This window comes from Streptomyces chartreusis NRRL 3882 (assembly GCF_900236475.1).
Taxonomy (GTDB): domain Bacteria; phylum Actinomycetota; class Actinomycetes; order Streptomycetales; family Streptomycetaceae; genus Streptomyces; species Streptomyces chartreusis_D.
In genome coordinates, this window is the sequence record NZ_LT963352.1 from 5532229 (window position 1) to 5551337 (window position 19109).

Genomic DNA, 19109 nt, shown 5'->3' on the forward strand with positions numbered 1-19109 from the left:
CACCTGCACCTCACAGCGGGTGCGAGTCCCCTCTCGCGGGGGACGACGATTGAAAAATCAACATGGGGATGATCGGTTTCGACAGCGGCTGTCGAAGCAGGGGAAGCGTGTCGAGGAAGCGGCCATGATCTCGTAAACCACAGGCCGAAAAAAATAATCGCCAATTCCAAGCGATCCATCTCCCAGGGCGAGCTCGCCCTCGCTGCCTGATCTTCAGGTAGCGAGCAGCGGCTCCCCTACTTAAGGGAGTGTCAGCCCGGGGGTGTTCCCGACCCGGATCCTGGCATCATCTAGGGAACTAAACCTCGATCCCGGTCACGGGGTGAAGAGGGAAACCACACAGTGACTGGGCCCGTCGGAGACTTGTCGGCGTGATCTCCGGGGCCGAGAAAAGCACAGCCGACTGCACACGGAGAAGCCCTGGTTCCACACCGTTGGACGCGGGTTCGATTCCCGCCATCTCCACTCATCCCATGTGGGCACAGGCCCCGTCGCTCACGAGCGGCGGGGCCTTTGTCATGCGTGACGCGTACTCGCCCGCTCCGTCAGCCGCGGCGCCAGCAGCGTCGTCTCCGGTACGGGCGTGCCGTGCAGTTTCTCCATCAGCAGTTCCACCGCTCGGGTGCCCAGCTCCGTCGCCGGCAGGGTGACCGACGTGGTCGTCGCGGGGTCGTCGGGGCAGACGGCCGTGATCGACAGGTCCTCGGGGATGCGCAGGCCGAGCTGCTGGAAGGCCGTGATCAGGGGCTCCAGGAGGGGCGCGTTGTGGACGACCAGGGCCGTCAGCGCGGGGTGATCGCGCAGCAGTCGGTCCGCGAGGTGGTGGGCCGTGGCCGGGGCCGATCCGGCGGGGTGCACCGAGGAGGCCAGCCCGTGGCGGTCGGCTGCGGCCGTGAAGCCCTCGACCAGGCGGTGGGCCGAGGCGGTCCCGCGGAGGTGGACCTCCGGCGGCGAGCTGACCAGGGCCACGGTGCGGTGGCCGAGGCGGGCCAGGTGGTGCACGCACGCCTCGCCCGCTGCCCGGTAGTCCAGGTCCACGCAGGTCAGACCGTGCGGGTCGGCGGGCAGGCCGAGCAGGACGGAGGGGCGGTTCAGGGAGCGGAGCAGGGGGAGACGTGGGTCGTGGAGGCCGATGTCCATGACCAGTAACGCGTCCACCAGCGCCGATTCCCTGACGCGGGTCAGGCCCTCCTCATGGGTGAGGAGCAGGACGTCGTGGTCGTACCCGCGTGCCGCTGTCACCACGGACTGCGTCAGACGCATCATCGCCGGTACGTGGACGCCGGCGCGCAGCGGGGCTGCCACGCCCAGGACCTTCGGCGTGCCGTGCGCCGGTGCGCCCGGCTGCGGGCGGTAGCCCAGCTCCCGGACCGCCGCCTCGACCCTGCGCCGGGTCTCGTCGGAGATCGGGCGCTTGCCGCTCAGCGCGTACGACACGGTGCTGGGGGAGACCCCGGCCCGTCGCGCCACGTCCGTGATCCTGACCATCAGGACGGCTCCAGCCCCAGCGTCAGGGAGCCGGTTCCGGCCCGTGCCCGGGCCTCGTGGCCGGCGGCGGCGAGCGCCCAGGGGGCCGCCGGGTCGCTGCATGTGGCCCGCAGGGTGTCTGCCTCGCGTACCACGGTGAAGGTGACGTCCCCGACCCGTACCGTCGTCTGGTCACCGGGCCGGAGGCCGTAGGCCCGCAGCGTCACCCCGTCGGCGTGGTCGTAGTCCGGACGGTCGTCCACCGCGCCCACCGGGATCACCGCACCCGGCCTGACCAGCAGCGGCACGCTCAGGAAGGGGTGCCGCTCGCGCACCCAGCGCGGGCCGGTCACCGGCTCGCCGGTGAGGAAGTGGGTCCAGGCGCCTTCGGGGACGTAGTACGTGACGTCGCCCTCGTCGCTGAACACCGGTGCCACGAGGAGGTCCGGGCCGAGCATGTACTGCCGTTCCAGGTGAGCGCAGCCCGGGTCGTCCGGGAACTCCAGCACCATCGCCCGCATCATCGGTACGCCCTCGGTGTGGGCGGCCCGGGCCGTCTCGTACAGGTAGGGCATGAGGCGCAGCTTCAGCCGGATGAAGTGGTGCGCGACCTCCACCGACTCCTCGTCGAACAGCCAGGGGACGCGGTAGGAGCTGCTGCCGTGCAGGCGGCTGTGCGAGGAGAGCAGGCCGAAGGCCAGCCAGCGTTTGAACACGGCCGGTGTCGGCGTGCCCTCGAAACCGCCGATGTCATGGCTCCAGAAGCCGAAGCCGGACAGGCCCAGGGACAGGCCGCCGCGCAGCGACTCCGCCATCGACTCGTACGTCGCCTCGCAGTCGCCGCCCCAGTGCACCGGGAACTGCTGGCTCCCCGCCGTCGCCGAGCGGGCGAAGAGGACGGCCTCCGCCTCGCCGCGGTGCTTGCGCAGCACCTCGAAGACCGTGCGGTTGTACAGGTACGTGTAGTAGTTGTGCATCCGCTCCGGGTCGGAGCCGTCCGACCAGGTCACATCCAGCGGCACCCGTTCGCCGAAGTCGGTCTTGAAGCAGTCGACGCCCTGGGCGAGCAGCGCCTCCAGCTTGGCGGCGTACCAGTCGCGGGCGGCCGGTGACGTGAAGTCGACCAGGGCCATGCCGGGCTGCCACAGGTCCCACTGCCAGACGCTGCCGTCCGGGCGCTTCAGCAGATGCCCGAGTGCCTTGCCCTCGGCGAACAGCGGGGAGCGCTGGGCGATGTACGGATTGATCCAGACGGAGACGCGCAGGTCACGGGCCTTGAGCCGGGCCAGCATGCCCTCCGGGTCGGGGAAGACCCGTGCATCCCACTGGAAGTCGCACCAGTGGTGCTCGCGCATCCAGAAGCAGTCGAAGTGGAAGACGGACAGGGGGAGTTCGCGTTCCCGCATGCCCTCGATGAAGGACGTCACCGTCTCCTCGTCGTAGGACGTCGTGAAGGACGTCGACAGCCACAGGCCGAACGACCAGGCGGGCGGCAGCGCCGGGCGGCCGGTCAGGGCCGTGTACTTGCGCAGGATGTCCTTCGGGGTCGGGCCGTGGACGACGTAGTACGTCAGCTCCTGCGTCTCGGCGCTGAACTGCACCCGCGACACGACCTCCGAGGCGACCTCGAAGGACACCTTGCCCGGGTGGTCGACGAAGACGCCGTAGCCCGCGTCCGTGAGGTAGAAGGGCACGTTCTTGTAGGCCTGTTCGCTGCAGGTGCCGCCGTCCGCCTGCCAGACGTCGACGACCTGGCCGTTCTTGACCAGCGGGCCGAAGCGCTCGCCCAGGCCGTAGACGGACGTGCCGACCTGGAGGACCAGCTGTTCGCGCAGGTGGTGCGCGCCGGTCGCGTCCCGCATGATGCCCATGCTCTTGTGGCCGCTGCTGGTCAGGGTGCGGCCGTGCGAGAGGAACTCGACGTGCCAGGGGCCGCCGCGGGCCACCCGCACCGACAGGTCGCCCGAGGTCAGGGTCGCGTACTCGTCGTCGTACGAGACCTGCGGGGTGGCTCCCGACCCGGTCAGCTCGAACTCGGGCCCCCGCCGCTCCCCTCCCGTGAAGTGCGTCAGCGTCAGGCCGATCACGTCGGGCATGGGCGTGTGCGCGCGGAGCGCCAGGACGGGGCCCTTCAACAGGTCCCCGCGGGTGCGGACGGGCCGGGTCGGCGCGTGGATCTCCAGCGTGCCGTCCGACTCGGTGACGTCGAGCACCTCGGCCGGGTACGCCGCGGTGACGCCCTCCCGGAGCAGCCAGTAGCCGTCGGTGAACTTCATGGTGGGGGGTCCTTCTTCCCGTGCCCGCAGGGGGTGGCACGTGACGTCGAAGCGCTTCGACGAATGAACGTATGTGGGGGTGCGTGAGGGCGTCAATGGGGCGTGCATGGTTCGGTGAAGCGATTCGACGCCCCGTACCGGGACAACGCCAGGGCCACGGCCGCCGCCGTCACCGGGATGGCGTATCCCGCCGTCGCCGACATGTGCTCCACGGTCCAGCCGCCGAGCGCGCTGCCGCAGGCGATGCCGCCGAGCAGCCCGGTCACCGCCAGGGTCATGCCCTCGTTCAGCCGGCCCTCGGGGGTGCGCTGCTGCACCAGCGTCATGGTGGTGACCATCGTCGGAGCCGTCGCCATCCCGGCGATCAGCAGCGCACCGGCCAGGAGCGGCAGCGAGCCGATGAGGGCGGCCGCGAGCAGCGGCAGGGTCAGCAGCGCCGTCATCGCGGCCACACACCACGGCAGCCGGGACGCGGCCGGCCCGGCGGGCTTCGCGGCCCCGTACAGCAGACCCGCCGCGCACGAGCCCGCCGCCTGGAGCGCCAGCACGACACCGGCCGCCGACCGGTGCCCCAGCGCGTCCGCGAACGCCAGCGTGACGACCTCCGTCGAGCCGAACACCGCGCCCATCGCCAGGCAGACCGCGAGCAGCGGCGGCATCCCGGGGGCGCGCAGCGGCGCCTTCGCGGGTATGTGCGCGCGGACCGGTGGCTCCGTGGCACGCCGGGTCGTGAACAGGACCATGCCGGTCAGCAGCAGCACCGCCCCGACGAGCGTGCCCGCCTCCGGGAAGAACGCCCCGCACAGGAAGGCCGCGAGCACCGGGCCCAGCATGAAGCACAGCTCGTCCGCGGCCTGCTCGAAGGAGTTGGCGGTGTGCAGGCCCTTGGTGTCACCGGCCAGCAGGTGCGCCCAGCGGGCCCGGGACATGCCGCCGGTGTTGGGGGTCGTGGCGGTGGCGGCGTAGGAGGCGAACAGGGTCCAGTCGGGGGCGTCGTAGCGGACGCACAGCAGCAGGGCGAGCGAGCCGAGGACGGCGAACACCGTGGCGGGCAGGGCCACCCGGGCCTGGCCGTGCCGGTCGACGAGGCGCGCGGTCCACGGCGCGACCACCGCGGTCGCCGCGAGCCCCGTCGCCGTGACGGCACCGGCGAGGGCGTACGAGCCCCGCGTTGCGGCGATCATGACGACCGCGCTGACGCTGAACATGCCCATCGGCAGCCGGGCGATCAGGTTCCCGGCGGTGAACGCACGGGCGCCGGGCAGCCCGAAGAGGCGGCGGTACGGGGTGAGTTGCGGCATCCGCCCACCGTCACCCGGAGACGACCGGGCGGTCCAACACCTGTTCCGTGCGGAATCACGCACCTGGGTTGTAGGACTGGCGGGAAATATTCGCCGCCTGTTCTTCATACAGAGATATGGAGAGCCCTTAATGGCGCATGGAAAAGATGCTCAACGGGGAAATCCTTCACTCTTTTGCCGCGCATCCGCCGAAGTGGGCCGACGGTTAGTCGGTACATGACCGAGGCGACCAGGAAAGAAGGCTGGGCGGTAACGCTCGGCCCCTACACCTACATTCCCGCTCCAGCCCACTCGTCGGCCACCGTCAAAGGCACGCTCACCAAGGGCGGTTGCCCGGTCGCGCTCCAGGTGACCGAGCCGGTTCTGCGCGATTTCATCGATGCCATGAGCGTGCTGGAAAAGGATCTCGCCCGGCGGTGGATCAGTGCGACGGAATGGCCCGCTTTCGCGCTCGCTGAATAGTCGGGCCGCGCTATGTACGACAAAGGAAATGAGGGCACCGGCCGGCACCGGGCGCCCACACGGGATTTCGTGACCCCGCTGACGCCCCCGGATCCGACCTGGGACCCGGCGGAGGAACTGGCGTTCATCCTCGAGGAGGCGCTCGGGGAGCAGGGGCCGAGGATCCCCGTCCCACGTGACGTGGCACCGGCCGCCCCCGCGGACCCGGCCCCGGCCCCGGCCCCGGCCGAGCGCATGCAGCGGCTCCAGGACATCACCGAGGAACTGCCGCCCGTGCGGGAGGTCCCCCGGCGGCACCGCAAGGTCCGGGCCCGCCGAGCACCGGGCGTGCTCCGCTGGACCAGCTTCCTCATCGCCGTCCTGACGGCCGTCATCGCCTCCGCGGTGGGCCTCCTGAGCGGCATGGTCGCCTACGACCCGCTGCGCCTGGTCGCCGCGTCCCCAGCGGAGCGCACCCTCCGCACCTGGTGGCCCCTGCTGGTGTACGGGCCCTGGCTGGTGGCCTCCCTGTCCGTCCTGCGGGCCGCGCTGCACCAGCGCCGTGCCGTGCACTCCTGGTGTGTGGTGCTGGTCTTCTCGTGCGTCGCCGTGCTGCTGTGCGTCGCCCAGGCGCCGAGGACCGTCCTCGGTACCGCGGCCGCGGCCCTGCCCGGGCTGGCGGCGCTGGCGTGCTTTCAGCAAGTCGTCCGGCAGATCACGCTGACGCGTCCGCCCGTGCGCACGGTGCCTCGGCACCGGCTGGGGCAGGTTCCGTCGAGGGAATGCCCTGGTGGGGAGGGCCCGGATGGCCAGGTGCCGGGCGTCGGTGCCGGTTCGGGGGCGGCCGCGGGTGAGTGCGTGGGTGAGGGCGAGGGGCCCGAGAAGACCGCCGGGGGCTGATCGGGCAGGCCGCCGTTGTAGGTTCACGGCATGTCCGGCCACCTCGATCCCCGACTCCTGCGTGCCTTCGTCACCGTCGCCGAGGAACTGCACTTCACCCGTGCCGCGGTGCGCCTGCACACGGCCCAGCAGGCGCTGAGCCGGGACGTGCGGCGGCTGGAGCGGGAGCTGGGCGCCGAGTTGTTCGTCCGGACCACCCGGCAGGTGGCGCTCACGCCCGACGGAGGGCGGCTGCTGCCGTACGCCCGCCGCGTGCTCCGGGCGCAGGAGGAACTGCTCGCCGCCTTCGACCGGGCCCGGCCCCTGCTGGTGGACCTCAACTCCCCGGGCCTGGTCACACCGCGGCGCGTGCTGCACCGGGCGCGTGAACTCTCCCCCGGGCACGAGCTGATGGCCCGCTACGAGAGCGGACTGACCGGAGCCGCCGGGGAGTTGCTCGCGGGCCGGCTGGACGCGTCGTTCGGACGGTTCGCCGGGCTGGACCCGGCGCTGCGGGCCGGGCTGGACCACCAGCCCGTGCGGTACGAGCCGATGGCGATCGTGCTGCCCGAGGACCACCGGCTGGCCCCGCTGGCTCAGGTGCCGCTCGCCGAGCTGGTCGGCGAGGCCGTCTACGCGGGCGCCGGCAATCCCCGCACGCCGGAGTGGACCGGCCTCGCGCGGCTGCTGTTCGAGGGACGGGGCATCGAGATCGCGCCACCGGCGCCACTGGCCGTCGGGGAGGAGGAGTTCCAGCGGATCATGGCCCGTACGCGCCACCCGGTCCTGGCCGTCGTGGGGTTCCCGGCCATGCCGGCGACGGTGTCACGTCCCCTGGTCGATCCCGTTCCGCTCTCTCCCGTGTCGCTGGTGTGGCGCAAGGGCCTGACGCACCCCGCGCTCGATGCGCTGCGGCGGGCGGCGGCGCGGCTCGCGGCGGAGGAGGGGTGGCTGCGCAGGCCCGCCGGAGGGTGGGTTCCCGCCACCGACGATGTCCTCATGGCGTCTCACGGCTGACACGATTCGGCACGCCGTCCACACACAACCTCCGCGTGCGCTACATTCGACGCCTGAGCACGGTGTGGTAATAGGGGGCGCTCTGGACGGGTTGGGGACCCGGTCCGGACGACGGGTGCTCAGGTCGCAAGCGCACCTGAACCATCCCGTGGGGGGAAGTGCGTGCGCGTGACACAGTGGCGAGAAGACGCCCAACCCGAATGGCCCGAGGCCGCAGCGAGGACCAGTGAACTCCCCGCGGACGGCAGAGCCCGGGACCGGAGAGCCACGCAGGTCTTCTCCGGCGGCGACGTCCAGGTGACGGGCGCTCGCCCGTCCGCCGGGACGGACGTGACGGAGATACTGCGCGGCATTCCCCGGCAGAGCGAGGGCGAGGCCGACTCGTTCGCCGCGGGCACCGCGGCGCGGCCGGCCGTCCGCGACCCCTGGCAGGAGGACGCCGACGCGGCCGGGCACGGTGCCGGTTCCGCCGGGCACGGTCTCGATTCCGCCCCGCACGGTCCTGAATCCGCCGGGCACACCCACGATCCGCACGAGGTGACCGTCCAGCTCGACGCCGTTCAGCTCGGGGACGGATTCGTACGGCAGGCCAAGGAAGGCATCGGCGCGGTCACCGCCGCCGACCGGCCCGTCTTCGTGGACGAGTCCGGCCGCCGCAGCAGGCGTCTCCGCCGGATCGGCATGGCCGTCGCCGTGGCCTGCGGGGTCTACGCCGTCGTCATCGTCGCCACGGTGCTGTCGGGCAACTCCAACGCGCCCTGGCTGCCCGTGCCCGGTCAGGAGGAGGGCCGGCCGGCCGGGCAGGTCGACACACCGTCGCTGCCCGCGGAGTCGGCACCGACCGGTGACACCGGCGCCACCGCCCCGGGCAGCGCGCCGACGACGGACGAGGCCACGGCACCCTCGCCCGGCCCCGGCGCCCTCGAACCCGCGGCCTCCCCGGGCCCGGGCCGTGCCGGTGCGACCGCCAAGCCCTCACCGACCGCGACCCGGACCACACCGGCCCCGGGCACGGGCGTGACCGACCCGACCCCGACGCAACCGTCGGCCCCGCCGAGTTCGCCCGCCCCCGACCCGACGCCGACGAGCAACCCCACGCCCGGGCCGACCCAGACCACCGGCACCGTCGACGACGGCGACACGGGCACCGTCGCCGACGGCCCGCCCGAGCCCCAGCCGACCCCCGAACCACCAGCTGCGTAGCGGCTCCGCCGGTTCGGCGGGAGTCGCCGGGGCTGTCGGGCCTCGCTGATCAGCCGGGCTGTCGGGTCTGCCGAGTCGTGGCCGGAGCGCCGAGCCCGCGGTCTGCTGACCTGTTGGCCATCGGGCCTGCCGAGTCGGCCTGTCGGGCGGAGTCGACGGGCTTGCCGGGTCCTGCTGGTCAGCCGGGTCACCGGGCGCGCCGGGTCGGTCCATCGGCAGGGGCCGCCGGGCCTGCCGATGAGCCGGAGCGCCGGACGCCGAGTCGGTCGATCGACCCGGGTCGTCGAGCCTGCGGCCTGCTGACCAGCCAGGTCCTTGGGCCGGCCGGGCCAACCGTCTGGCCGGGCCCTGCCCGTCGATCGGCTCGGGCGGGGCCGTGGTGGCCGGCCGACTGGCCGGCTTCCGTAGGCCGGGCCTGGCTGAGCGGCCTCAGCTCCGCCGGGCCGGTTGACAGGCAGGGGAGGGCTCCCCGGGCCGCCGCACCTCCGCCCGCCTGGCAGGCCGTCCGCCGTCCGGCCGCCCGGCACACCCACCGCCGAACCCGACCGCCCGATCCGCCCCGACCGGGCCCGTCACCCCTCCCCACATCACCCCGTCCCCGCACCACCCCGGAGTACCACCCAAATGGCAACCCGTTCTCATCGCCCCGGCACCGCGACCGGTGCCCCTGGCGGTTCCCGTGGGCGTTTGCGTCGGCGGCTGCCCATGCGGCTGCTGCTGCCGCTGCTCGTGCTGGTCGCTCTGCTGGCGATGCTCATGCTGCGCGGCTACGTGCACAGCGAGATCCTGGCCGACCACCGGGTCGGCCCGCCCGCGGCCAACGACCAGGTCCCGAAAGAGATCCTCAAGGGCGGGCCCGTCATCGACACCCGTGAAGGGCGGCCCACCAGTCTGGAACTCCCGGACCACGAGCTGGTGCTGACCTTCGACGACGGGCCCGACCCGAAGTGGACGCCCAAGGTCCTCGACGTGCTGAAGAAGCACGACGCCCGGGCCGTCTTCTTCATCACCGGCACGATGGCGTCCCGCTACCCGGACCTCGTCCAGCGCATGGTCGACGAGGGACACGAGATCGGGCTGCACACCTTCAACCACCCCGACCTGTCGTTGCAGAGCAAGAGCCGGGTCGACTGGGAACTGTCCCAGAACCAGCTCGCGCTGGCCGGTGCGGCCGGCATCCGCACCTCGCTGTTCCGCCCGCCCTACTCGTCGTTCGTCCAGAACATGGACAACAGGTCCTGGCCGGTCACCGAATACATCGGCAGCAAGGGCTACATCACCATCGTCAACAACACCGACAGCGAGGACTGGCGCAGGCCCGGCGTCCGGCAGATCATCCGCAACGCCACGCCGAAGGGCGGCAAGGGCGCCATCGTGCTGATGCACGACTCCGGCGGCGACCGCTCCCAGACCGTCGCCGCGCTCGACCGGTACATCACCGGGCTGAAGGACCAGGGCTACCGCTTCCACACCCTCACCGCCGCCCTGGACGCCCCCAGCGCGCACACCCCGGTCGCGGGACTGGAGGCGGTCAAGGGCGAGGCGTGGGTCTTCCTGGTGCAGGCCTCCGAGAAGACGACCGGCGTTCTGGTCACGGGTCTCGCCGTCGTCGGCGTGCTGGTCTTCGGGCGTCTCGGGCTGATGCTGATCCTGTCCGTCGCGCACGCCCGGCGGGTCCGCCGGCGCGGCTTCCGCTGGGGCGCGACCGTCACCGAACCCGTGTCCGTCCTCGTGCCCGCCTACAACGAGGCCAAGTGCATCGAGCAGACGGTCCGTTCCCTCGTCGCCAGCGACCATCCCATCGAGGTGCTGGTCATCGACGACGGCTCGACCGACGGCACCGCCCGCATCGTCGAGAACCTCGGGCTGCCCGGCGTACGCGTCATCCGGCAGCTCAACGCGGGCAAGCCCGCCGCCCTCAACCGGGGCATCGCCAACGCCCGCCACGACCTGATCGTGATGATGGACGGCGACACCGTCTTCGAACCGACCACCGTCCGCGAACTGGTGCAGCCCTTCGGCGACCCGCGCGTGGGCGCCGTCGCGGGCAACGCCAAGGTCGGCAATCGGGACTCGCTCATCGGCGCGTGGCAGCACATCGAGTACGTCATGGGCTTCAACCTCGACCGCCGCATGTACGACGTGCTGCGCTGCATGCCGACGATCCCCGGCGCGGTCGGCGCGTTCCGGCGCAGCGCCCTGGAACGCGTCGGCGGCATGAGCGACGACACGCTCGCCGAGGACACCGACATCACCATGGCCCTGCACCGCGACGGCTGGCACGTGGTGTACGCGGAGAAGGCCATCGCCTGGACCGAGGCCCCGGAGTCCGTCCAGCAGTTGTGGTCCCAGCGCTACCGCTGGTCGTACGGCACGATGCAGGCGATCTGGAAGCACCGCCGCTCCCTCGTCGAGCGGGGCCCCTCGGGCCGCTTCGGCCGCGTGGGCATGCCGCTGGTGTCGATGTTCATGGTCGTGGCGCCCCTGCTGGCCCCGCTCATCGACGTGTTCCTGCTGTACGGGCTGGTGTTCGGCCCGACCGAGAAGACCATCGGCGCCTGGCTGGGCGTCCTCGCCGTACAAGGGGTGTGCGCGGCCTACGCGTTCCACCTGGACAAGGAACGCATGACCCACCTGATCTCGCTCCCGCTCCAGCAGCTCCTGTACCGCCAGCTCATGTACGTCGTCCTCCTCCAGTCCTGGATCACCGCCCTCACCGGCGGCCGGCTGCGCTGGCAGAAGCTCCGGCGTACGGGCGCGGTGGGCCTGCCCGGGGGCGGAACCGTGCCCCAGCAGCAGATGGACGGGAGGCCGGTCGCATGACCACGGCTTCCGTGACCGAGGCTCCGCAGAAGGAGCAGACCCCTTCCGGACGGCCCGTCCGCGACCGTTATTTCGACCTGTTGCGAGCCCTCGCGCTGTTCCGCGTCGTGCTGTACCACCTCACCGGCTGGGCCTGGCTGCCGCTGGTGTTCCCGTCGATGGGCGTGATGTTCGCCCTCGCCGGCAACCTCATGGCCCGCTCGCTGAAGCGCCCGCCCGTCCAGGTGATCCGCGGCCGGATGCGCCGCCTGCTGCCCCCGCTGTGGCTGCTGGGCGTCGTGGGCGTCACCGGCATGGTCCTCCAGGGCTGGGGGCCGGACGCCGACGGGCATCCCGGCTGGTGGTTGCTCCACCTCACGTTCTGGATCGTCCCGCTGAGCGACCCGCCCTACGCGGAGGGCCTGCCCGGGCTCCACGGTTACGTCGGCGAGAACTGGGCCGCCGACCTCGCGGGCCCGCTGTGGTACATCCGCGCCTACCTCTGGTACGTCCTGCTGTCCCCGCTGCTCCTCAAGGCCCTGCGCGCGATGCCGGTGGTCACGCTCGCCATGCCGATCGCCCTGGCGGTGGCCTTCGAGCGGGGCTACCTCGATCTGCCCGGCGAGCGGATCCCCTCGGCGCTCACCGACTTCTCCACCTTCGGCGCCTGCTGGATCCTCGGCATGGCCCACCAGGAGGGCATCCTGCGGCGGCTGCCGCGCTACCTCGTCCCCTCCGTGGCGCCCGCCATCGCGCTGGCCGGCCTCTGGTACGCCCTGCACCACGGCTTCGGCCCGGGCAACGACCTGGACAGCATGCCCCTGGCGCAGGCCCTGTGGTCCTTCGGCACGGTGCTCCTGCTGCTGCACGTCAGCCCGTCCTGGTCCGAGTGGCCGCGCCGGCTGCGCCGCTGGGCGGGGCCGATCGGCCTGCTCAACTCCCGGGCGGTGACGATCTACCTCTGGCACAACATCTGCATCCTGGTCGCCGTGACCCTGTGGGACCGGCTGTGGAGTGTCACCGTGCTGGAGCAGAACGTCCCCGGGCTGCTGGAGAGTCCGTGGCCGGTGCTGCTCCTGGTGTGGGTGCTGATCGGCGGCTGCGTCATGGCGTTCGGCTGGGTCGAGGACCTGGCGGCGAAGCAGAAGCCCCGGTTGTGGCCGGCAAGTGAGCCTCGGGTGAGGGTTCGAGGGAGCCGGAGGCGCCGGGCAAGCGGCGGTTAGGGCCTGCCGCCCGGATCGCGTCCCGGTGTGGAAAACTGCCCGGGTTGCGCATGTGAACAACTGTGCCCAGTGAGTGGCCGGGGGAGCGGTGGGATGAGTAAGCGGCAGACACAGAAGATGCTGCGGCTGATGGCGAGCGGAGAACCGGTCGAGCTCACCAGCCCGATGGCGTCCGTGAAGAAGCTCGCCCGGCTGGCCTTCGTCGCCCAGCAGTTCGGCTACGAGTACGCGGACGTCCGGCAGAGCAGCGGCCGCAACGGCGCGCTCACCATGCTGATCCTGCCCGACCCCAGCCCGCAGGCCCGGGCCCGGGCCGCACAGAACTGGGCGCAGTACCCGGGCGCCGGTGACGGCGTCTCCCTCCCGCCGCTCGTGCCGGACGCCTTCGAGCTCCTCAAGGCCCGCATCAACTTCGACCTCACCGGCAAGAGCGCCGAGAAGCGCATGGGCTACGGGGCCCTCGGCGCCACCGCGGGCTGCGTGATCCTCGCCTTCCGCGCCGGCGGTGAGTCCTTCGACTTCATCGCGGCGGGTGTGGTGTGGCTGCTGGTCATGGCGATCCTCGGCATCGGGCTGCTGGTCACGCGGCGGCGCAACGCGAAGTTCGCCGCGCGCTTGCAGGCGGCCGGCTTCCTGCCGGTGACCGATGAGAACGGGCGGCTGCGGTACCTGCCGCCCGGGGCGCAGATGCCGGGGCACGGCAATCCCTTCGGGGGAGGGCCGTACGGCGGCGGGCAGGTGCCCGGGGTGCCGGGTCAGCCCGGCGGGATGCCCGCTCCGACCGGAGGCGCCCCCGCGGGTCACGGACAGCAGGCGCCGGGACCGTATGCCCAGCCGGCACCGGGCCCCTACCCCGCCCAGCCGGCACCGGGCCCCTACCCCGCCCAGCCGGCACCGGGCCCCTACCCCGCCCAGCCGGCACCGGGCCCCTACCCCGCCCAGCCGGCACCGGGTGCGTACCCCGCCCAGCCCGGGCCGGGTCCGTACGGTGGCCGGCCCGCGCCCGGCCCGTACCCCGCCCCGCCCGCGCCCGGCCCGTACGGTGCTCAGCCCCCCGGCCCTTACAGTCAGCCGTATTCGCAGCCGTATCCCCAGCAGAACCCCCACGGGCAGCCCCCGCAACGCTGACCCGACGCCACCGGACCTCTCATCCCGCCCCGGCCCGGGGTGAGAGCAAAGTTCCCTTGCGGTCACCCGATGGCACAGCCACGAAACGCGTCCTCCCTACCTTCGGGATCAGCACTCATGGAACGACCGAGTCCCGGAGCAAGTGGAGGCGTCATGACAGGCCCTGGCACGGCACCCGCACCCCCGAGCAGGGGCGGACGCTGGATCCAGCACTGGGATCCGGAGAACGAGACCTTCTGGAAGGAGACCGGCGAGAAGATCGCCCGCCGGAACCTCTTCTTCTCCGTGCTCTCCGAGCACATCGGATTCTCGATCTGGACCCTGTGGTCCGTTCTGGTCCTCTTCATGGGCCCGGAGTACGGACTGACCCCGGCCGACAAGTTCATGCTGACCTCGATGGTCACGCTCGTCGGCGCCGTCGTCCGAGTCCCCTACACCTTCGCCGTCGCGATCTTCGGCGGCCGGAACTGGACGATCATCTCCGCCGGCCTCCTCCTCGTCCCGACCGTCGCCGCGTTCACCGTGATGGAACCGGGCACCTCCTTCTCCACCTTCCTCCTCGTCGGCCTGCTCGCCGGCATCGGCGGCGGCAACTTCGCCTCCTCCATGACCAACATCAACGCCTTCTTCCCGCTGCGGAAGAAGGGCTGGGCCCTCGGCCTGAACGCGGGCGGCGGCAACATCGGCGTACCGGTGATCCAGCTGGCCGCCCTCGCGATCATCGGCGCCGGCGGCGGGCCGCGCGTGCTGCTCGGGATCTACATCCCGCTGATCCTCGTGGCCGCCGTCATGGCCGCGCTCTTCATGGACAACCTCGAGAACGTGAAGAACGACACCGGCGCCGCCAAGGACGCCGCGCGGGACGCCCACACGTGGATCATGTCCTTCCTCTACATCGGCACGTTCGGGTCCTTCATCGGCTACAGCTTCGCCTTCGGGCAGGTCCTCCAGAACCAGTTCGGACGCACCCCGCTGGAGGCGGCGTACGTCACCTTCATCGGTCCGCTCCTCGGCTCGCTGATCCGGCCGCTGGGCGGCTGGATGGCCGACAAGTACGGCGGCGCGAAGATCAGCCTGTGGAACTACGTCGCCATGGGAGTCGCCACGTCGGTGCTGATCGGTGCCTCCATGGAGAAGTCGCTGGCGCTGTTCACCGCCGCGTTCGTGGTGCTGTTCGTGCTCAGCGGGCTCGGCAACGGCTCGACGTTCAAGATGATCCCGGGCATCTTCCAGAACAAGGCCCTCGCCAAGGGACTGGAGGGCGAGGCTGCCGCGGCCTACGGGCGCCGGCTCTCCGGGGCATCCATGGGCCTCATCGGCGCGGTGGGCGCGCTCGGCGGCGTCGGCATCAACCTCGCCTTCCGCCAGTCCTTCCTCTCCTACGGCTCCGGCACCGGGGCGTTCGTCGCCTTCCTCGCCTTCTACGCGGTGTGCTTCGCGGTCACCTGGGCCGTATACCTTCGCCGTACGGCTCCCCGGGTACCCGCCACCACGGCGACCTCGGAGGCGAAGCCGCAGCTCAGCTACGCCAAGGTGTGACGTAACACCAGCGACATCAAGCCGATCCGGGCCTGTCACGAGCCGTTGACAGGCTCGATCGGCATGTAGGTACGCCGTACCCACGAAGTACGACGACTCGGGACGAGAGCCATGTACGAGGAAGAACAGCGACCGGACCACGGACCCCTGGCGGGTTTCACCGTGGGCGTGACGGCCGCGCGCCGGGCCGACGAGCTGGGGACGCTGCTCCAGCGGCGCGGTGCCGCCGTCCTGCACGCCCCTGCCCTGCGGATCGTGCAGCTCGCCGACGACAGCGAACTGCTGGGCGCGACGAAGGAGCTCATCCGCCAGGTGCCGGACATCGTGGTCGCCACGACCGCGATCGGCTTCCGGGGCTGGGTCGAGGCCGCTGACGGCTGGGGACTCGGCGACGATCTGCTGTCGCGGCTCGGCGGTGCACGGATCCTGGCGCGCGGGCCCAAGGTCAAGGGCGCGGTCCGGGCCGCCGGGCTGACGGAGGAGTGGTCGCCGTCGTCGGAGTCCATGGCCGAGGTGCTCGACCGGCTGCTGGAGGAGGGCGTCGACGGGCGGCGGATCGCCATCCAGCTGCACGGTGAGCCGCTGCCCGGGTTCGTGGAGGCGCTGCGGGAGGGCGGGGCGGAGGTCGTGGGCGTGCCCGTCTACCGGTGGATGCCGCCGGAGGACATCGCCCCGGTGGACCGCCTCCTGGACGCGACGGTCTCCCGGGGCGTGGACGCGCTGACCTTCACCAGCGCCCCGGCCGCGGCCTCCCTGCTCTCCCGGGCGGAGGAGCGCGGGATGCTCCCCGAGGTGCTGGGGGCCCTGAGCCACGACGTGCTGCCGGCCTGCGTCGGCCCGGTCACCGCCCTGCCGCTGCAATCCCGCGGCATCGACACGATCCAGCCCGAGCGCTTCCGGCTCGGCCCCCTCGTCCAGCTCCTCTGCAAGGAACTGCCCGGCCGGGCACGCTCGCTGCCGATCGCCGGGCACCGGGTGGAGATCCGCGGCCACGCCGTCCTGGTCGACGGCGACCTCAAGCCCGTGCCGCCCGCCGGCATGTCCCTGCTCCGTGCCCTCTCCCGCCGCCCCGGCTGGGTGGTCGCCCGCGCGGAACTCCTGCGCGCCCTCCCCGGCTCGGGCCGCGACGAACACGCGGTCGAGACGGCCATGGCCCGTCTCCGCACGGCCCTCGGCACCCCGAAACTGATCCAGACGGTGGTCAAGCGGGGTTACCGCCTCGCCCTGGACCCGGCAGCGGAGACGAAGTACGCGGACGCGTGAGCGTGTCCGCGAGTTGAGCGGGATACCGCCACACCGACACCCGCCGCGCGGCCCTGGGCGACGCGCGGCCCGTGCGAGGGGTTTCCGGCGCCGGAGTGGGCAGGCACTGTAAGAGGGAACGGTTTCCCAGCCCTCTCACTGGCACCTCACCGCAATCTCGCGACCGGGGTGCACCCCTAGGCGGTGACAGGCACATGGCACTGGGTACGGCCACGGCCCCGTACGAGCTGCGGTTCGACGCCGGGCGGATCTGCCTCGATCTGCTCTCCACCACGCATCCGGAGGAACGGCTCGACTCCGTGGACGTGCTGCGCGCCTGGATCACCGGCTCCGGGCTGGTCCCGGCGGACACCGCCCTGGCCCACGCCGACGCCGCCTGGCTGGTCGCCTTCCGCGAACTGCGCGGCCAGGTCGACCGGTTGGTGCGCGGCTGGTCGGGATCCGGAGCCCGGGCGTACGACTTCGCGCTCGCGCGCGTCAACGACGTCGCCCGTACCGCGCCCCCGGCCCCGTGCGCCGTCCGAGGGGGAGACGGCGAGCTCGTACGGCAGTTGGACGGCCCGCCCGGCTGCCCCGCCCTGCTCGCGGCCGTCGCCCGGGACGCCGTGGACCTGCTGACCGACCCCGCCGCCCGCGCGGCCCTGCGCCAGTGCGAGGGCGACAGCTGTCCCATCGTGTACCTCGACACCTCCCGGGGGCGCAGGAGGCGCTGGTGCTCCAGCGAGGTCTGCGGGAACCGCGAACGGGTGGCCCGGCACCGCCGCCGCGCGGCGCTCACCCGCGTTTAAGTCCCTTTTGCCCACCGAGGCAGGGTCGTTGATCGGTTACTGCACCCAATTCACCTGTCCTAAATGCGACTTCTGTGGACGCACTGTCGAAGTGATTTCGATTACATGCCGTTTACCTACGCACCCGTAGGGAAAGCCTGGCTTGATCTGGTCGATGTGGCGGAAATGTAAAGAACGTGGGGTGGGAATGTGCTCCCATGTCCCCCTCGTCACGTCACTTCGAAGAAATCTGTCACGCCACTTTGAACACCCAACGCCTCGCGTCCGTACGGCATGTGGAGCGACCGACTGGGGGAACCCCCGGACACCGGAGGTGGGCGTGCGCAAGGATTCCGTCGTGGCCAATGAACGTGCACCGAGGGCCCGACATCGCATGTCCCAGCCCTCGGAACCCGACGAGGAGCTGATGCGTGCGCTGTATCGCGAACACGCCGGACCCCTGCTGGCGTACGTCCTGCGCCTGGTCGCCGGAGACCGGCAGCGCGCCGAGGACGTCGTGCAGGAGACGCTCATCCGTGCCTGGAAGAACGCCGGTCAGCTCAATCGGGCGACCGGATCGGTACGCCCCTGGCTGGTGACGGTCGCCCGGCGCATCGTCATCGACGGCCACCGCAGCCGGCAGGCCCGGCCGCAGGAGGTCGACCCGTCGCCGCTGGAGGTCATCCCCGCGGAGGACGAGATCGACAAGGCGCTGTGGCTGATGACTCTGTCGGACGCACTCGACGACCTGACCCCCGCCCACCGGGAGGTGCTCGTCGAGACGTACTTCAAGGGGCGTACCGTCAACGAGGCGGCCGAAACCCTGGGCATACCCAGCGGAACCGTCCGCTCCAGGGTCTTCTACGCTCTGCGTTCCATGAAGCTGGCACTGGAGGAGCGGGGGGTGACGGCGTGATGAGTGTTTACGGGGGTAACCAGGGGTTCGGTACGGGAGGCATGGGTATGTCTGGTCCCATGCAGGAATCTCCGGTGCCGAACGAGCACGAGACCGTCGGCGCCTACGCTCTCGGCATCCTCGACGACGCCGAAGCAACCGCTTTCGAAGCCCACCTCGCGACCTGTGAATGGTGCGCCCAGCAGCTCGACGAACTGGCCGGCATGGAGCCGATGCTCGCCGCCCTCGCCGACCTGCCCGGCTCCGGCACACCGGCGATCGGCGAGTCGCTGTCCGCGAAGCCCCGGCCGCGCCTGGTGGAGAAGCTGGTCGACGAGGTCGCCGACCGCCGCGCCCAGAAGCGCCGCCGCAGTTTCTACATGGTGGCCGCGGCCGGCGCGCTGATCATCGGCGGCCCCTTCGTCGCGGTGGCGACGAACAGCGGCGGTGACGGCGGCGGCGCGGAGAACCGCCCGCTCGCGGCGAGCCCCGCCAAGGAGGCCTTCGACGGCATCTCCGACAAGATCTCGGCCACCGACCCGACCACCAAGGTCACCGCGACGGTCGCCCTCCAGAAGAAGGACTGGGGGACGGGCGTGGTCACCGAGCTCAAGAACGTCAAGGGCCCGCTGAAGTGCGCCCTCGTCGCGGTCGGCAAGAACGGCGAGCGGGAGACCCTCTCCTCCTGGTCCGTCCCGGAATGGGGCTACGGCCTCCCGGACGCCAAGTCCGAGAAGGCCAAGGAGCCCCTGTACGTCCAGGGCGGCGCCGCCTTCGGGCCGAACGAGATCGACCACTTCGAGGTCGTGACCTTCGACGGCAAGCGGCTGGTCGAGGTCGACGCGTAGCCTTACCGGGTCCCCTTCGCGTACGGTGGACGGCTGCCCAGCACGTCAGAAGGGGGCCCG

The 19109-nt window shown here is 71.6% G+C and carries 15 protein-coding genes and 1 other RNA gene; 13 read left to right on the forward strand and 3 right to left on the reverse strand.

The genetic code is table 11. The features are described from left to right. Positions 1-64 precede the first annotated feature (64 nt). Positions 65-468: a transfer-messenger RNA gene (gene ssrA, locus SCNRRL3882_RS25040) on the forward strand. 48 nt (positions 469-516) lie between these two features. On the opposite strand, the gene SCNRRL3882_RS25045 is transcribed toward ssrA, so the two are convergent. The 3 genes from SCNRRL3882_RS25045 to SCNRRL3882_RS25055 form a co-directional block, all read right to left on the reverse strand. Beyond that, a complete protein-coding gene (locus tag SCNRRL3882_RS25045; protein ID WP_010039878.1) occupies positions 517-1488 on the reverse strand; it encodes a LacI family DNA-binding transcriptional regulator in 972 nt (323 codons plus the stop codon). Beyond that, positions 1488-3743: an alpha-xylosidase gene (gene yicI / locus SCNRRL3882_RS25050; protein ID WP_010039881.1), complete on the reverse strand. Its 2256-nt coding sequence runs from the start codon at positions 3741-3743 to the stop codon at positions 1488-1490. Before yicI ends, SCNRRL3882_RS25045 begins: the two co-directional genes overlap by 1 nt. A 92-nt stretch (positions 3744-3835) precedes the next feature. Then, positions 3836-5044, reverse strand: a complete 1209-nt coding sequence (locus SCNRRL3882_RS25055) for an MFS transporter (RefSeq protein WP_010039883.1) — start codon at positions 5042-5044, stop codon at positions 3836-3838. A gap of 216 nt (positions 5045-5260) precedes the next feature. Between SCNRRL3882_RS25055 and SCNRRL3882_RS25060 the strand changes: the two genes are divergently transcribed. The 12 genes from SCNRRL3882_RS25060 to SCNRRL3882_RS25115 all read left to right on the forward strand — a co-directional run bounded on the left by SCNRRL3882_RS25060 (position 5261) and on the right by SCNRRL3882_RS25115 (position 19049). Continuing rightward, positions 5261-5506: a hypothetical protein gene (locus SCNRRL3882_RS25060; RefSeq protein WP_010039886.1), complete on the forward strand. Its 246-nt coding sequence runs from the start codon at positions 5261-5263 to the stop codon at positions 5504-5506. 12 nt (positions 5507-5518) lie between these two features. Then, positions 5519-6385 (forward strand): hypothetical protein, encoded by an 867-nt coding sequence (locus SCNRRL3882_RS25065; protein ID WP_010039887.1) that lies wholly within the window; start codon positions 5519-5521, stop codon positions 6383-6385. 30 nt (positions 6386-6415) lie between these two features. Next, positions 6416-7381, forward strand: coding sequence for a LysR family transcriptional regulator (locus SCNRRL3882_RS25070; protein WP_010039889.1), 966 nt, complete (start codon positions 6416-6418; stop codon positions 7379-7381). Positions 7382-7549: 168 nt separating this feature from the next. Beyond that, positions 7550-8584 carry a hypothetical protein gene (locus SCNRRL3882_RS25075; RefSeq protein WP_231911170.1) on the forward strand — a complete coding sequence of 345 codons (1035 nt, stop codon included), beginning with the start codon at positions 7550-7552 and terminating at the stop codon, positions 8582-8584. A 624-nt stretch (positions 8585-9208) separates the two neighbouring features. After that, complete coding sequence (locus SCNRRL3882_RS25080; protein WP_029181164.1) at positions 9209-11407, forward strand: bifunctional polysaccharide deacetylase/glycosyltransferase family 2 protein; 2199 nt, start codon at positions 9209-9211, stop codon at positions 11405-11407. Then, on the forward strand, positions 11404-12609 hold the full coding sequence (locus SCNRRL3882_RS25085; protein ID WP_010039895.1) for an acyltransferase family protein: 1206 nt from the start codon (positions 11404-11406) through the stop codon (positions 12607-12609). The genes SCNRRL3882_RS25080 and SCNRRL3882_RS25085 overlap by 4 nt, the downstream gene beginning before the upstream one ends. A gap of 93 nt (positions 12610-12702) precedes the next feature. Further along, positions 12703-13737, forward strand: a complete 1035-nt coding sequence (locus SCNRRL3882_RS25090; protein WP_010039897.1) for a membrane protein — start codon at positions 12703-12705, stop codon at positions 13735-13737. A gap of 153 nt (positions 13738-13890) precedes the next feature. After that, positions 13891-15276: a nitrate/nitrite transporter gene (locus SCNRRL3882_RS25095; RefSeq protein ID WP_010039899.1), complete on the forward strand. Its 1386-nt coding sequence runs from the start codon at positions 13891-13893 to the stop codon at positions 15274-15276. 111 nt (positions 15277-15387) lie between these two features. Further along, positions 15388-16539 carry a uroporphyrinogen-III synthase gene (locus tag SCNRRL3882_RS25100; protein WP_010039902.1) on the forward strand — a complete coding sequence of 384 codons (1152 nt, stop codon included), beginning with the start codon at positions 15388-15390 and terminating at the stop codon, positions 16537-16539. Between the two features lie 194 nt (positions 16540-16733). Continuing rightward, on the forward strand, positions 16734-17327 hold the full coding sequence (locus tag SCNRRL3882_RS25105; protein WP_010039905.1) for a CGNR zinc finger domain-containing protein: 594 nt from the start codon (positions 16734-16736) through the stop codon (positions 17325-17327). A gap of 373 nt (positions 17328-17700) precedes the next feature. Then, positions 17701-18222 carry a sigma-70 family RNA polymerase sigma factor gene (locus SCNRRL3882_RS25110; RefSeq protein ID WP_010039908.1) on the forward strand — a complete coding sequence of 174 codons (522 nt, stop codon included), beginning with the start codon at positions 17701-17703 and terminating at the stop codon, positions 18220-18222. Further along, the gene (locus SCNRRL3882_RS25115; RefSeq protein WP_078602830.1) at positions 18222-19049 is read left to right on the forward strand and encodes an anti-sigma factor family protein; all 828 of its coding nucleotides are present in this window, start codon (positions 18222-18224) and stop codon (positions 19047-19049) included. The genes SCNRRL3882_RS25110 and SCNRRL3882_RS25115 overlap by 1 nt, the downstream gene beginning before the upstream one ends. The last annotated feature ends 60 nt before the right edge of the window (positions 19050-19109 follow it).